Annotated in this window: 13 protein-coding genes; 8 read left to right on the top strand and 5 right to left on the bottom strand. The window is 66.0% G+C overall.

What is annotated here, in order from left to right:
- Positions 1-28 precede the first annotated feature (28 nt).
- From A5651_RS23395 to A5651_RS23365, 7 genes are all read left to right on the top strand, one after another.
- Positions 29-541, top strand: a complete 513-nt coding sequence (locus tag A5651_RS23395) for a sigma-70 family RNA polymerase sigma factor (RefSeq protein ID WP_066986823.1) — start codon at positions 29-31, stop codon at positions 539-541.
- Positions 538-1,272 (top strand): anti-sigma factor, encoded by a 735-nt coding sequence (locus A5651_RS23390; RefSeq protein WP_066986821.1) that lies wholly within the window; start codon positions 538-540, stop codon positions 1,270-1,272. Before A5651_RS23395 ends, A5651_RS23390 begins: the two co-directional genes overlap by 4 nt.
- 70 nt (positions 1,273-1,342) lie before the next feature.
- The gene (locus A5651_RS23385) at positions 1,343-3,064 is read left to right on the top strand and encodes a thiamine pyrophosphate-binding protein (RefSeq protein WP_066986818.1); all 1,722 of its coding nucleotides are present in this window, start codon (positions 1,343-1,345) and stop codon (positions 3,062-3,064) included.
- Positions 3,045-3,716: a hypothetical protein gene (locus A5651_RS23380; protein ID WP_066986815.1), complete on the top strand. Its 672-nt coding sequence runs from the start codon at positions 3,045-3,047 to the stop codon at positions 3,714-3,716. The genes A5651_RS23385 and A5651_RS23380 overlap by 20 nt, the downstream gene beginning before the upstream one ends.
- Before the next feature lie 34 nt (positions 3,717-3,750).
- Complete coding sequence (locus A5651_RS23375; RefSeq protein ID WP_066986812.1) at positions 3,751-4,761, top strand: 3-oxoacyl-ACP synthase III family protein; 1,011 nt, start codon at positions 3,751-3,753, stop codon at positions 4,759-4,761.
- Entirely contained in the window at positions 4,761-5,798 is a 1,038-nt protein-coding gene (locus tag A5651_RS23370) for a histidinol-phosphate transaminase (RefSeq protein ID WP_066986809.1), read from the top strand. The genes A5651_RS23375 and A5651_RS23370 overlap by 1 nt, the downstream gene beginning before the upstream one ends.
- Positions 5,799-5,837: 39 nt before the next feature.
- Entirely contained in the window at positions 5,838-6,347 is a 510-nt protein-coding gene (locus A5651_RS23365; RefSeq protein ID WP_066986806.1) for a MarR family transcriptional regulator, read from the top strand.
- Positions 6,348-6,421: 74 nt separating this feature from the next.
- Here A5651_RS23365 and A5651_RS23360 read toward each other — a convergent pair whose 3' ends face one another.
- Positions 6,422-7,645: a GAF domain-containing sensor histidine kinase gene (locus A5651_RS23360; RefSeq protein ID WP_066986803.1), complete on the bottom strand. Its 1,224-nt coding sequence runs from the start codon at positions 7,643-7,645 to the stop codon at positions 6,422-6,424.
- The gene (locus A5651_RS23355) at positions 7,642-8,307 is read right to left on the bottom strand and encodes a response regulator transcription factor (protein ID WP_066986800.1); all 666 of its coding nucleotides are present in this window, start codon (positions 8,305-8,307) and stop codon (positions 7,642-7,644) included. The genes A5651_RS23360 and A5651_RS23355 overlap by 4 nt, the downstream gene beginning before the upstream one ends.
- 105 nt (positions 8,308-8,412) lie before the next feature.
- On the opposite strand from A5651_RS23355, the gene A5651_RS23350 reads away from it, so the two are divergent.
- Positions 8,413-9,222: an HAD family hydrolase gene (locus tag A5651_RS23350; protein ID WP_156663136.1), complete on the top strand. Its 810-nt coding sequence runs from the start codon at positions 8,413-8,415 to the stop codon at positions 9,220-9,222.
- Positions 9,223-9,243: 21 nt separating this feature from the next.
- Here the strand turns inward: A5651_RS23350 and mmsB are convergent, their stop codons facing one another.
- From mmsB to A5651_RS23335, 3 genes are read right to left on the bottom strand one after another with little or no spacing between them, the layout of a single operon-like run.
- Complete coding sequence (gene mmsB, locus A5651_RS23345) at positions 9,244-10,116, bottom strand: 3-hydroxyisobutyrate dehydrogenase (protein ID WP_066986794.1); 873 nt, start codon at positions 10,114-10,116, stop codon at positions 9,244-9,246.
- A 12-nt stretch (positions 10,117-10,128) separates the two neighbouring features.
- Entirely contained in the window at positions 10,129-11,358 is a 1,230-nt protein-coding gene (locus A5651_RS23340; RefSeq protein WP_066986792.1) for an acyl-CoA dehydrogenase family protein, read from the bottom strand.
- A 3-nt stretch (positions 11,359-11,361) separates the two neighbouring features.
- Positions 11,362-12,882: a CoA-acylating methylmalonate-semialdehyde dehydrogenase gene (locus A5651_RS23335; protein ID WP_066986789.1), complete on the bottom strand. Its 1,521-nt coding sequence runs from the start codon at positions 12,880-12,882 to the stop codon at positions 11,362-11,364.
- Between the last annotated feature and the right edge of the window lie 14 nt (positions 12,883-12,896).

Here is a 12,896-nt window from a genome sequence, read left to right as displayed (position 1 = left end):
CTGTCTCGTAATAACGAGGGAGGTATGAATGGACGATCCCGAGGCCGCATTGATGCGTGTGCTCTACCAGGAGCACGGTCCCGCGTTGTGGCGCTATGCGGTGCGGCTCACCGGAGATCGAGCGCGAGCAGAGGATGTGGTGCAAGAAACTTTGCTGCGGGCGTGGCAGCATCCCGAAGTAACCGACGGCGAGCGGTCGGCACGAGCCTGGCTGTTCACTGTCGCCCGAAATATGATTATCGATGAGCGGCGCAGCGCTAGGTTTCGCAGCGAGTCCGGAACCCCGGACCCGGAGAAGACCTACGATCGCGCCGGCCCGGATGAGGTGGATTCCGCCTTGGACCGAATGATGTTGAGCGGGGCCCTGGCACAGCTCTCCCCCGAACACCGCGCAGTGATCAATCGGTCGTACTACCAGGGATGGACGACCTCCCAGATCGCTGCCGACCTGGACATTGCCGAGGGGACCGTGAAATCGAGGCTGCACTACGCCGTGCGCGCGCTGCGCCTCAGTCTGCAGGAAATGGGGGTGACCCGATGACGCAACACGCGAACCGCGACGACGATCCGCGCGGCGACGATCCCTACGAAATGTGGGACGCCTCCTACGTGCTTGGCTCGCTGTCGGGAACGGAACGACGAGATTACGAGGCGCATCTGGCCACCTGCGCGCGCTGCAGCGCGGCAGTCGCCGAGCTGAGCGGCATGCCCGCGATCCTGGCGCAGCTGACCGCCGACGAAGTGCAGGCACTTGACGAGCCCGCAGCAGGTGATCCGCCGCTGCGCCCCGAGGTGCTCGACGAGCTGCTGCATAAAGTGCAGTGGCGACGGCGACGCACGCGCCGGTTCAGCGTCATCACGCTGGCGGCCGCAGCGGCGGTGCTGGTCGTCGCGGTGGTCATTGCGATCCTGCCCGGCATCCGCGGCAACGGCGGCGATGAAACCCCGATGGCGTCGGCCGTCACGATGAGCAAGGTCGCGCAGACACCCATCAACGCCACGGTCACGTTGACCGGTTTCGGTTGGGGCACCCGCATCGACATGGTCTGCACCTACGGTGACTACGCCAGCCGCGGTGAGGCGACGACGGCGAACCTGGGCATGGTTCTTGTGGGGCACAACGGAACTCAGAGCGAGGTCGCAACCTGGATCGGCGTGAACGGTGCCACCGCCATGCCGAGCGGCAACACGACGATGCAGAAGGACCAGATCAAGTCGGTCCAACTCGTCGACACTGATACGCGAGCGGTGTTGTTGCAAACAGATCTGTGAGCCCGGTCACGGATTGAACCGTGGTTGCTCATGAGCCGTGTCACTTGCAGGTGCGGAAGCAGGTGAATGAATGGCTCATCGCGATCGAGTGGTCGGCAGGGTTGTTGATCACATCGTCGGTCAGCTGGCGGCCACCGGGGTCGACTACATCTTCGGAGTCGACGGTGCCAACATCGAGGATCTCTACGACGCCGCGCACTTCCACGACGGCATCACCGCGGTATTGGCCAAGCACGAGTTCTCCGCAGCGACCATGGCCGACGGGTTCAGCCGCGGCGGCTCCGGACTGGGCGTGGTGGCCGCGACGTCGGGCGGCGGATGCCTGAATACCGTTGCCGGACTTGGCGAGGCGCTGGCCAGCCGGGTTCCGGTGCTCGCGCTGATCGGCCAACCCCCGAGCACGCTTGACGGCTGCGGCGCCTTCCAGGACACCAGCGGGCGTAACGGCGCGCTGGACGGTGAGGCGCTGTTCTCCGCGGTCTCCGTGTTCTGCCGACGGATCGTCACACCCGAGCAGATCATCACGAGCCTGCCCGAAGCTATCGCGGCCGCCAGGCGCGGCGGACCGGCAGTGCTGTTGCTGCCCAAGGACATCCAGCAGGCCGAACTGGCTACCTTCGCCCCTGTCAACGGCTTCGCCGCAGGCGGTGCAATGGGCAATCCGCAGACCATCGCACGGGCACTGCGGCGAGCCGACGGACCGATCACGATCATCGCCGGTGAGCAGGTCGCCCGCGACGACGCCCGCGCCGAACTCGCGCAGCTGCGTTCGATGCTGCGCGCCCGGGTGGCCACCGTGCCCGACGCCAAGGATGTCGCCGGCACACCGGGGCTGGGGTCGTCGTCGTCGCTCGGCGTAACCGGTGTCATGGGACATCCCGGTGTGGCCGCAGCGATCGCCGACAGCGCGTTGTGTCTGATCGTCGGCACCCGGCTGACCGTCACCGCGCGGGCCGGACTCGACGACGCGCTGGCCTCGGTACCCATCTATTCGCTCGGGTCGGCGGTCCCGTTCGTCCCCTCCACGCATGTCCACACCGAGGATCTGCGAGGATCGCTGCGCCTGCTGGCCCAGGAGTTGAACGGCAACGGCCGCCCGACGCGTGTGCGGGTCCCCGATGCGGTGCCCAAGGTCGAGCTGCAGCCTCCTCCGCACGACGGACCGGGGGTGCGCTACCGCGAGGCGATGGCTGTGCTCGACGCCGCGCTACCCGACGGCGTCGACATCGTCGCCGATGCAGGCAACATCGGCGCATCGGCGATCCACCACCTGCCCGCCCGCCGGGACGGCCGCTTCGTCGTCGCGCTGGGCATGGGCGGCATGGGGTACAGCTTCGGGGCCGCGCTCGGAATGGCATTCGGGCGCGGGCGCCGCACCGTGGTCATAGCCGGCGACGGCTCATTCTTCATGCACGGCATGGAGATTCATACCGCTGTCCAGTACGGACTGCCGGTCACCTTCCTGCTGTTCGACAATCACGCGCACGCAATGTGCGTGACGCGAGAGCAGCTGTTCTATGACGATCTTTACAGCTACAACCGCTTCGGCCCGAGCCGGCTCGGCGCCGGTCTCGCGGCCATGTTCCCTGGGCTTTTCTCCGTCGACGTCGACACGATCGACGCGCTGCCGATGGCCGTGCAGACCGCACTCGATATCGACGGCCCGTCGGTGGTCGCGGTCGAATGCTCGGCAGACGAAATCCCGCCGTTTGCAAACTTTCTCGGCAAGGGGGCCGTGAAGAAGTCCGTTATCGCAGAGGAGACCAGTTCCAATGTCGCTGCCCGCGCTTGATGACATCACCGCCCACCGTGGCTCGGCAGACCCGATCGACGGGTTGATCCGTGTTGAGGACATGCCAAGGGAGAAGGCCACCCCGATCATCATGGACATGATGCGGTCGGTTTATCCGCACGACGAGGTGTTCGGAACCTATTGCACTGTCAACGATTACATCGACTGTCCGCCTGACGAGCTGTTCGACTACATGTCCGATACCCGCTGCCTGGAAGAGTGGACTTACAGCCTGCGGGGTTTCGCACCGACCGAGGAACCGGGACTCTGGGTGGCATACGACAAGCTGGGCGGTGACAAAGGAAGCCCGATCTTCACCCGCACCGTCGCCAACAAAGAGGCCCGTACGGTCGACTATCACTGCGCGTGGGATCAGGGCAAGCACCTATGGATGATCTATTTGATGCGCATTGTCGATGCGCAGCTGGTATTCGACAAGCCGGGATCGGTTGTGCTGTGGACCAACTGCCATCACCCGTTCTACGACAAGAATCCGTACCCCGAGACCGCGCCACCGGCGCGACCGGTGTGGGTAGGCGACTTCTGGGAGATGTTCGGTCCCGGTCATCTACTGGAGCTGAAGAACCTCAAGGCAATTGCCGAATACAGGCATCACAACGGCTTGCCGGTCACTCCGGCGTGGATGAAGTGAGGAACATGATGACCACGCGGACGCGAGGAGCACAATGACAACCAGCTTGTTGGATATTTCGACGTACCTGCCGGGCGAACCGGTCAGCGCCGACTACTACGCCGGGTTCGCCGAAACCGACGACCTGCGCGACAACGTGATGTTCCGGGCCCCGAGGCTTCGCCACCATGTGGCCGAGGACGAGACGGCCATCGACATGGTCGAGCGTGCGACGGCCGGACTGGTCGAACGTCACGGCCAGGACACAATAGCCAACGTCGACGTGCTGATCACTCATGTTCAGTTGCCGGACATGCCGTTCTACGGCAGCGGCGGTGGCGTCGCGCATCGGCTCGGCATGAAACCCAACTGGGTGCTCGATCTGCACAACGGCGGGTGTGCGGCGTTCCTGCTCGCCATGAACGTAGCTCGGTCGCTGATCGAGTCGGGCCAAGCGGAGACGGCGCTGATCGCCGTCGTCCAGAATGCGGCGGGCACCATCTTCGACCAGGCGACCGTTCGCGCGAAGGCGCAGGCGTCGGTGCCCGGGGACGGCGCGGCCGTCGGCCTGCTCGCGCGGTCGGACACGTCGCCGATTCTCGACATCGAATGCCGTACCTACGGCGAGTTCGCCGGCGACATGACCATCGCGGTCGACCCATACCGCAAGTGGTGGCAAGCGGGTCCCGGCGAGGGCTGTATCGGCTTCACCGAAAGCAAGATCACCAAGGTGCTCGCGCGGGGTAACCGGCAGGTGCCCGAAGTCTCCTACGCCGTCTGCGACCGGATCGGCGTCAAGCCGAAGGATCTGGACCTGTTGGTGACCAACCAGCCCAACCGGGCGTTCCTGCGGAACTGGCGCGAGGCGTTGGAGCTGCCGCGAGAAAAGCATCGCGACACGTTCGACCGGTGCGGCAACCTGTTCGCCGCAGGGATCCCGGTGAACCTGGAGGCCGCGATCTCCGACGGCCAGCTCAAGGCGGGCGACGTGGCGCTTATGGCTGCCTTCGCCCATGCGGGTGACTTCGCGGGCGCGGCCGCCATTCGGTGGGGCGGTCGGGGATGATGGGCTCGGCGCAGAGCGAGCTGACCGAAGCGGTATCCGCGTTGCCGAGCGCGGTGAACCCGCTGGCGTTGTCGCTCAACGAGAATCCGTTCCCGCCGCTGCCCGGGGTTCGGTCGGCGCTGACCGAGTCACTCGATGTCGCCAATCGCTATCCAGAATTTCTGCCCGAGCGGCTGCGCGCGTTGATCGCCGCGCATGTCGGGGTCGGTGAGGAGCAGGTGGTGATCGGCGCCGGCGCGACCGGGGTGATCATGCAGGTGTTGCGCGCGGTGACCAGCCCGGGCGACCGGATGGTGATGACGTCGCCGACGTTCGACGGCTACCCGATCTTCGCGCAGATGGCCCGGCTGGTTTCGGTGACCGTCGACCTGGACGAACACGGTCACCATGACCTAAATGGCATGGCCGAGGCGGCCGCAGACGCACGCGTGGTGGTGCTCTGCCGTCCGCACAATCCGACCGGCACCATCGAACCGGCCGGCGACGTCGAGCAGTTCTTGACCCGCGTGCCGTCGGACACCGTCGTCCTGCTCGACGAGGCCTACGTCGAATTCCTCGCCCCAGAGCACCAGCTCGACGCGCTTGCGCTGGTCAAGCGGTTCCCCAATCTGGTGGTGCTGCGCACCTTTTCGAAGGCTTACGGACTGGCCGGGCTGCGCATCGGGTACGGCTTCTGTGCGCCCGATCTAGCCAGGAAACTGTGGACGATGCAGTTGCCGTTCGGCATCGGCATCACCAGTCTGGTGGCGGTCGCTGCCTCCTATGATGCGGAAAGTCAACTGCAGCAACGGATCCAGATGATCTCGTCGGAACGACGCTATCTGCGGATGCGGCTGCACTCGATGGGGATCTACAGCACCGATGGGCACGCCAATTTCGTGTACTTGCCGGCCAACAGCACGCCGTGGCGGCAGTTCTTCGAAAACACCGGCCTCCAGGTCCGCGAATACGCCAACGGCAGCGTGAGGATCACTGTGGGCAACCGCCAGTCGACGCGGGCCGTGCTGAGCGCGCTGGAGCCGTTCGCGTCGACCTAAATCCCGCCTCGTTCCCCGTGGGCTGCGGTATGAAGAGGCGTGGCCTCAGAACCCTCCGGGCGCAAGCGGGACCCCATCGAGCTCGCGCGAGCCAACTGGGAGCGTGCCGGGTGGGCAGATGTGGCCGACGGCATGGTCGCGGTCACCTCGGTCATGCGTGCGCACCAGATCCTGTTGGCTCGTGTCGAGAACGCGCTGCGGCCCTATGACCTCAGCTTCGCGCGCTACGAGCTGCTGCGGCTGCTGGCATTCACCCGCAACGGCGCGCTGCCGATCACCAAGGCCTCCGACCGGCTGCAAGTCCATGTCACCAGCGTCACGCATGCGATCCGGCGGCTGGAGGCACATGGGCTGGTTAAGCGGCTGCCGCACCCCACCGACGGGCGCACCACGCTGGTGCAGATCACCGAGCTCGGCCGGTCCACCGTCGAAGATGCGACCGTCACGCTCAACAACGACGTCTTCGCCGACATCGGCATCTCCGACGAGGAGTCGCGGGCGCTGGCCGCCTCGATCGAAACCTTGCGCCGCCAAGCGGGCGACTTCTAGCGCCTTCGTTTGCGAATCTGACGACGGAAAAACGCCGAAAAACGTCGTCAAGTTCACAAACCAGCGGTGCATCGCTAGTCGGCGACGTTGGGTAGCGGGATGGTCGCCGTGACGGCGGTGCCCGCACCGGGGCGCGACCGGATGTTGAGCCGGCCGCCGACGATCTCGGCGCGCTCGGCCATCGACAGCAGACCATAGCCGCCCATCTCGTCGCCACCCAGCGGGTGCTCGAACGTATCGAAACCCACTCCGTCGTCGACGATTTCGAGCCGGGCCGTGTCGTCCTCGACCACGAACAACAACCGCGCCGTCGACGCCTGTGCGTGTTTGACGACGTTCTGCAGGCATTCCTGGGCGATGCGGTACAACGCGAGCTCGATGTGGTCGGGCAACCGCGTGTCGGCGAGGTCGACCTTCACGTCGATCTGGCCGATCGAACGCGCGAGGCTGGCCAGTCCGCCTGCCAGCCCCAGGTCATCGAGCACCGGAGGACGCAGCCCGCTGATCGCCGCGCGCGCCTCCTGCAGGGTGAGCTCGACGAGTTCCCTTGCCATACCCAGTTGTTCGGCCATTGCGGCGGAATCGGTCGCGCGCGTCGCTGCGTCGAGCCGGTAGGACAGTGTGATCAACCGCTGCGAGATGCCGTCGTGAATATCACCGGCCAACCGGCGACGTTCGAGCTCCTGGGCCTCGATGACCTGCTCGACGAAGTTCTCGTGCGCGCGTTCGCGGGCGACGAGTTGCCGGTGCAACCGCGCTTGGTGCAGCGCCCCTGCGATGAGCCGGCCGATCACCAGCAGCAGTTCGACATCGCCGGGCGTGAACTCCCGCCGCTCGACGGTGTGCACGTTGAGCACGCCGACCAGGCCGCCGGGGTCGGTCTCCATCGGCACCGACACCATCGACGTGAAGTCGGACCCGCGAAGCGACTGGAACGGCATGTACCGCGGGTCGGATTCCTTGTCGTGGGTGATGACGACCGGTTCACGATGGCTGGCGACCCAGCCGGATACACCGGAGCCCAACGGAAGCCGGATCTTGCCCACCTCGCTGTCGAACGGCGGCGTCGCACCGGCCAGCGTCAGCGACCGATCGCTGTCGTCGAGCACGTGCACGAAGCAGACATCGGTAGCGGTGGCGGCGGTGATCATCCGGGCGGCCGCCGCGGCGAGCGGCTCGACACCGGGGCCGCTGGAAGCCGCCTGGATCAGCTCACGCAAGAGGGCGAGCTCACGGTCGGCGTCGACGAGATCGCGAACAGCGTTGGGACGCAACGGACCTCCGCCGACCGGACTCATTGGTAGATACCTTCCCGCAGAGCGGTGGCGACGGCGCCGGTGCGATCGCTGACACCCAGCTTGCGATAGATCGACCGCAGGTGGGTTTTCACCGTCTCGTCGCTGATGACGAGCCTGGCCGCGATACCCCGGTTGGACAGCCCGTTGACGACCAGGGAGAGGATCTCGCTCTCGCGCTGGGTGAGGCCTTGGCGGGCACCGGGCCAGAACTCGTCGCGCTGCATCCTGGCGGCGGTGTCGGCGGCACGGGCTGCCATGCCCGGATCGATGGCTGTCGCGCCGCGGTGAGCGAACTCGAGCTGCCGCACCAGCTCGTCGCTGCTGATGCTCTTCAACAGGTAGCCGGCCGCGCCTACGCGCAGGGCCTGGAACAGGTACTGCTCATCGTCGTAGACCGACAGCATGACGACTTTGCGGTCTTGCTTACGCTCCCGCAGGGCCTGGCACAGGTCCAGTCCGGACGAACCCTGCATCCGCACGTCGGAAAGCACGATGTCGGGATCGAGTTCGTCAACCACGCTGAGCGCTCGCTCAGCACCGACGGCCTGCCCCACTACCTCCACCCGGTCGGCGAAGGCAGCGAGCATCGCCTTGAGTCCCTCGATGACCATCTCGTGGTCGTCTACCAGCACGATTCGTACTGGCGGGGTGTCGGAGGCCATGGCAATACCTTAGAGCCGGGGGAGAGCACACCCCCACAACTTGGCCTGGCCAATCCCCCCAATGGGGGAGGCAGCCAACGTGTGGTGTGGGCCACCCTAATCAACGTGCCTATGACACAGCAGAAGACATGGCGTGCCGGACGGTTCTGGTGGGATTGCGCGTCGCCTGTCGGCGCCGAGGTGGATTCGCTGCGAGCGCTGATCTTCGACCTCGACGCGCTGGCGGACGTCGAGTGCGACGGGCACCGCCTCGCGTATAACGCCGCCTTCGCCGAGCACGGGCTGAATTTCGAATGGTCCGTGACGAGGTATCGGCAGCTGCTGGCCCTGTCGGATGAGCGCCAGCGCATTTCGGCCGAGCTGCGCAAGCGCAGCGTCTCTACCGAGTCCGATGTGCTGACCCAGTTGCTCGCCGACGACATCTTCAACACCAAGACGATGATGCTCGACGAGATGATCCTCGACGCCGGGCTGACGCCGCGGCCGGGTCTGGCCGACCTCGTCACCGAAGCGTTCACCGCGGGCGTGGCCGTCGCGGTGGTCACCAGTGGCCGGCGCAGCTGGGCCGAGCCGCTGGTGCGCCAACTGGTCGGCGACGGCATCGTCGAGACGGTGGTGACCGCCGATGACGTCAAGAAATCCATGCCCGACCCGGAGGTATTCCGAACGGCGCTGTGGGAGCTGGGGATACAGGCTGAGGATGCGCTTGCCATCACCGGGTCCGCATCGGGGCTGCGCGCGGCGACGTCGACGGGTCTGGCGACGGCTGTGATCACCGGGGACGGCGCCCCCGACATTCCCGCCGCGGTTTCTGTGCGGCCTGATTACGCCGGCGACGAGCCGATGCGGATAGCGGATTGCCAACGGATGCACCGCCGTTGGTGCGCGCTGCACAAGCCTGCCGACGCCGCCTGAAGAAACGGCATTCGCGGCCTATCAGCTACCGCGCAGCAGTTCGATCACCGCGCTGAAGTCCTTGTCTGCGCGGTCGGCCGCGAACTGCGCGTAGATCTCGGCGGCGTGACTGCCCAGCGGCGCCGCCGACCCCGTCGACTTGACGGCGTCCATCGCCAGGCCGAGGTCCTTGTTCATCAACGCGGTCGCGAACCCCGGCTTGAAGTCGTTGTTGGCGGGCGACGTCGGCACAGGCCCCGGCACGGGGCAGTTGGTGTGCACCGACCAGCAGTTGCCGGTCGCGCCGGTGATGACGTCGAACAACGACTGCGCGGACAGGCCGAGCTTCTCGGCCAGCACGAAGGCTTCTCCGACGACGATCTGCTGCACCGCCAGCACCATGTTGTTGCACAGCTTGGCGCTTTGGCCGTTCCCGGAACCGCCGCAGTGAATGATCTTGCCGGCCAACGGTTCCAGTACCGGCCTCGCGCGTTCCACCGCGTCGTCCTCGCCACCCACCATGAACGCCAGCGTGCCCGCGGTGGCGCCCTTGACACCGCCGGACACCGGCGCATCCAACTGCGCGAAACCGCGCTCGGTTGCTTGGGCGTGAATGTCGCGGGCGTCGGCGACCGAGATGGTCGAGGTGTCGATGAACAGCGCACCGTGTTTGGCTGCCGGTAGCACCTCGTCGTAGCAGGCCTTGACGATCGCGCCGTTGGGCAGCGACGTGATCACCACGCCGGCGTCGGCCACCGCCGCGGGACCCGAGTCGAAAACCTTGACGCCCTTGGCTTCTGCGGCCTCTTTGAGCGCTTGCACTGGGTCGAATCCATGCACGGTGTGACCGGCCGCGACGAGGTTGGCCGCCATCGGCCCACCCATGTTGCCCAGTCCCAGAAACGCGATGTCCATTGACCCTCCTGGTTATGACACGTGGGCTCGGCCCGTGGAAGTCGAATTGCGGGCTCGGCCCGCGGAAGTCGCATTGCGGGCTCGGCCCGCGGCCGCCCGACCGATGACCACCCGCATTATTTCGTTCGTTCCCTCGAGGATTCGGTGTACCCGAAGATCGCGGACGATCTTCTCCAGCCCGTACTCGTTGAGGTAGCCGTAGCCACCGTGCAGCTGCAGCGCTTGATCGGCGACATGGAAGCAGGCGTCGGTCACGTAGCGCTTGGCCATCGCGCACAGTTCGACCTTGTCGGGGTGGTTGGTATCGAGCGCAACGGCCGCCCGCCACAACAGGGTTCGCGACGTCTCCAGCGCGGTGGCCATGTCGGCGAGGGTGAATCGGATGGTCGGCTCGTCGAGCAGCGGACCCCCGAATGCCTCACGGTCGGCCAGATAGGCCGACGCCTTCTCGTATGCGGTCTGCGCCCCGCCGAGCGAGCAGGCCGCGATGTTGATGCGCCCGCCGTTGAGCCCGTTCATGGCGATGGAGAAACCGGTGCCTTCGCCGTCGGTGCCGCCGAGCATCGCCTCGGCGGGCACGCGTACGCCCTCGAAGATCACCTGGGCGGTGGGTTGGGCGTTCCAACCCATCTTCTCCTCGTTGGCGCCGAAACTCAGGCCCGGAGTGCCCTTTTCGACGATGAACGCCGAAATGCCGCGCGGCCCTGGTTTGGACTCTGGGTCGCCGGTGCGGGCCATCACGATGTAGACGTCCGATTCGCCCGCCCCGGAGATGAACTGCTTGACGCCGTCGAGCACATAATTCCCGCCGTCCCGGACGGCCTTGGTGCGCAGCGCCGCGGCGTCCGATCCCGCACCAGGTTCGGTTAGGCAATAGCTCGCGATGGCCTCCATCGACGCCAATTTCGGCACCCACGACTTGCGCTGTTCGTGAGTGCCGTAGGTGTCGACCATCCACGCGCACATGTTGTGGATGGACAGAAAGGCCGCCACGGTGGGATCAGCTGCGGCGAGGCACTCGAAGATGCGGACGGCGTCGAGACGGCGCAGACCGCTGCCGCCCGCGTCCTCGCGGCAGTAGATCGCCGCCATGCCCAGTTCGGCGGCTTCGCGCAATTCCTCGACCGGGAAATGATGCGTCTTGTCCCACTCCAACGCGTAAGGGGCCAGACGTTTCTCGGCGAACGCCGCCGCCGTCTCGGCGATCACGCGTTCGTCGTCGTCCAGGTCGAAGAAGCGCACGACTTATTTCATTGTGGGGATGACGAATTCGGCGCCATCCTTGATGCCCGACGGCCATCGCTGGGTCACGGTCTTGACCTTCGTGTAGAAGATGATCGACGCTGGGCCGTGCTGGTTGAGGTCGCCGAAGCCGGACCGCTTCCAGCCGCCGAACGTGTGGTAAGCCACCGGAACCGGGATCGGCACGTTGACCCCGACCATGCCGACCTGCACCCGTGACACAAAATCGCGGGCGGTGTCGCCGTCACGGGTGAACACGGCGACGCCGTTGCCGTATTCGTGTTCGCTCGGCAGCCGCAGTGCCTCTTCGTAATCCGCGGCGCGCACGATGCACAGCACCGGGCCGAAGATCTCGTCGGTGTAGATCGACATGTCCGGGGTGACGTGATCGAACAGCGTCGGACCGATGAAGTAGCCCTTCGACAGATCGGCTTCGTCGAACGTCAGCTCGTCGCTTGCGCGTTCGCGTCCGTCGACGACGGCCTCGGCGCCGGCTTCGATGCCTTGGGCGATGTAGTCGCGCACGCGATTGAGGGCGGCCTCGGTTACCAGCGGCCCGTAGTCGGCCTTGGGGTCGAGGCTGTGGCCGACGCGTAACTGGTTGATGCGCTCGACGAGCCTGGCGCGCAACCGGTTTGCCGTCTCGTCACCGACGGGCACCGCGACGCTGATTGCCATACACCGCTCACCGGCGCTGCCGTATCCCGCGCCGATAAGCGCGTCGACGGCCTGATCGAGATCGGCGTCGGGCATCACGACCATGTGGTTCTTCGCACCGCCGAAGCACTGCGAGCGCTTACCGTTGGCGGCGGCGTTGGCGTAGATGTACTGCGCGATGTCGGAGCTGCCGACGAAGCCGACGGCTTGGATGTCGGGATGGGCGAGGATCGCGTCGACGGCCTCCTTGTCGCCATGCACGACCTGGAAGACACCCGGTGGCAGACCGGCCTCGGCGAAGAGTTCGGCCAGCCGTACCGGCACCGACGGGTCCCGTTCCGAGGGCTTGAGGATGAAGGCGTTGCCGCAGGCGAGCGCCGGACCCGCCTTCCACAGCGGGATCATCGCCGGGAAGTTGAACGGTGTGATGCCCGCGACCACGCCCAGCGGCTGCCGGAGGGAGTACACGTCGATGCCGGTGCCGGCGCCCTCGGTGAACTCGCCCTTCAGCAGGTGCGGGATGCCGATCGCGAACTCGATGACCTCGATACCGCGCTGGATGTCGCCCTTGGAGTCGGCGATTGTCTTGCCGTGCTCGAGCGAGAGCAGTTGGGCAAGCTCGTCGACGTTGGCGTTGACCAGCTCGATGAACTTCATCATGATGCGGGCGCGGCGCTGAGGATTCCAGGCCGCCCACTCTTTCTGGGCCTCGACTGCCGAGGCCACCGCCCTGTCGACGTCGGCGGTCGAGGCCAGCAAGACCTGAGCAGCCACCTCGCCGGTGCTGGGGTTCATGACGTCGGCGGTTCGGCTCGAGGCCAAATTACTGCGGCGTCCGTCGATGAAGTGTGGAATCTGTGTGGTCATGACATAGCCCCTTG

Source organism: Mycobacterium sp. 1274761.0, assembly GCF_001668615.1.
In the GTDB taxonomy this organism is placed as follows: domain Bacteria; phylum Actinomycetota; class Actinomycetes; order Mycobacteriales; family Mycobacteriaceae; genus Mycobacterium.
Note: the sequence above shows the minus strand (reverse complement) of the source record. Positions and strands in the feature narration are given on the sequence as shown.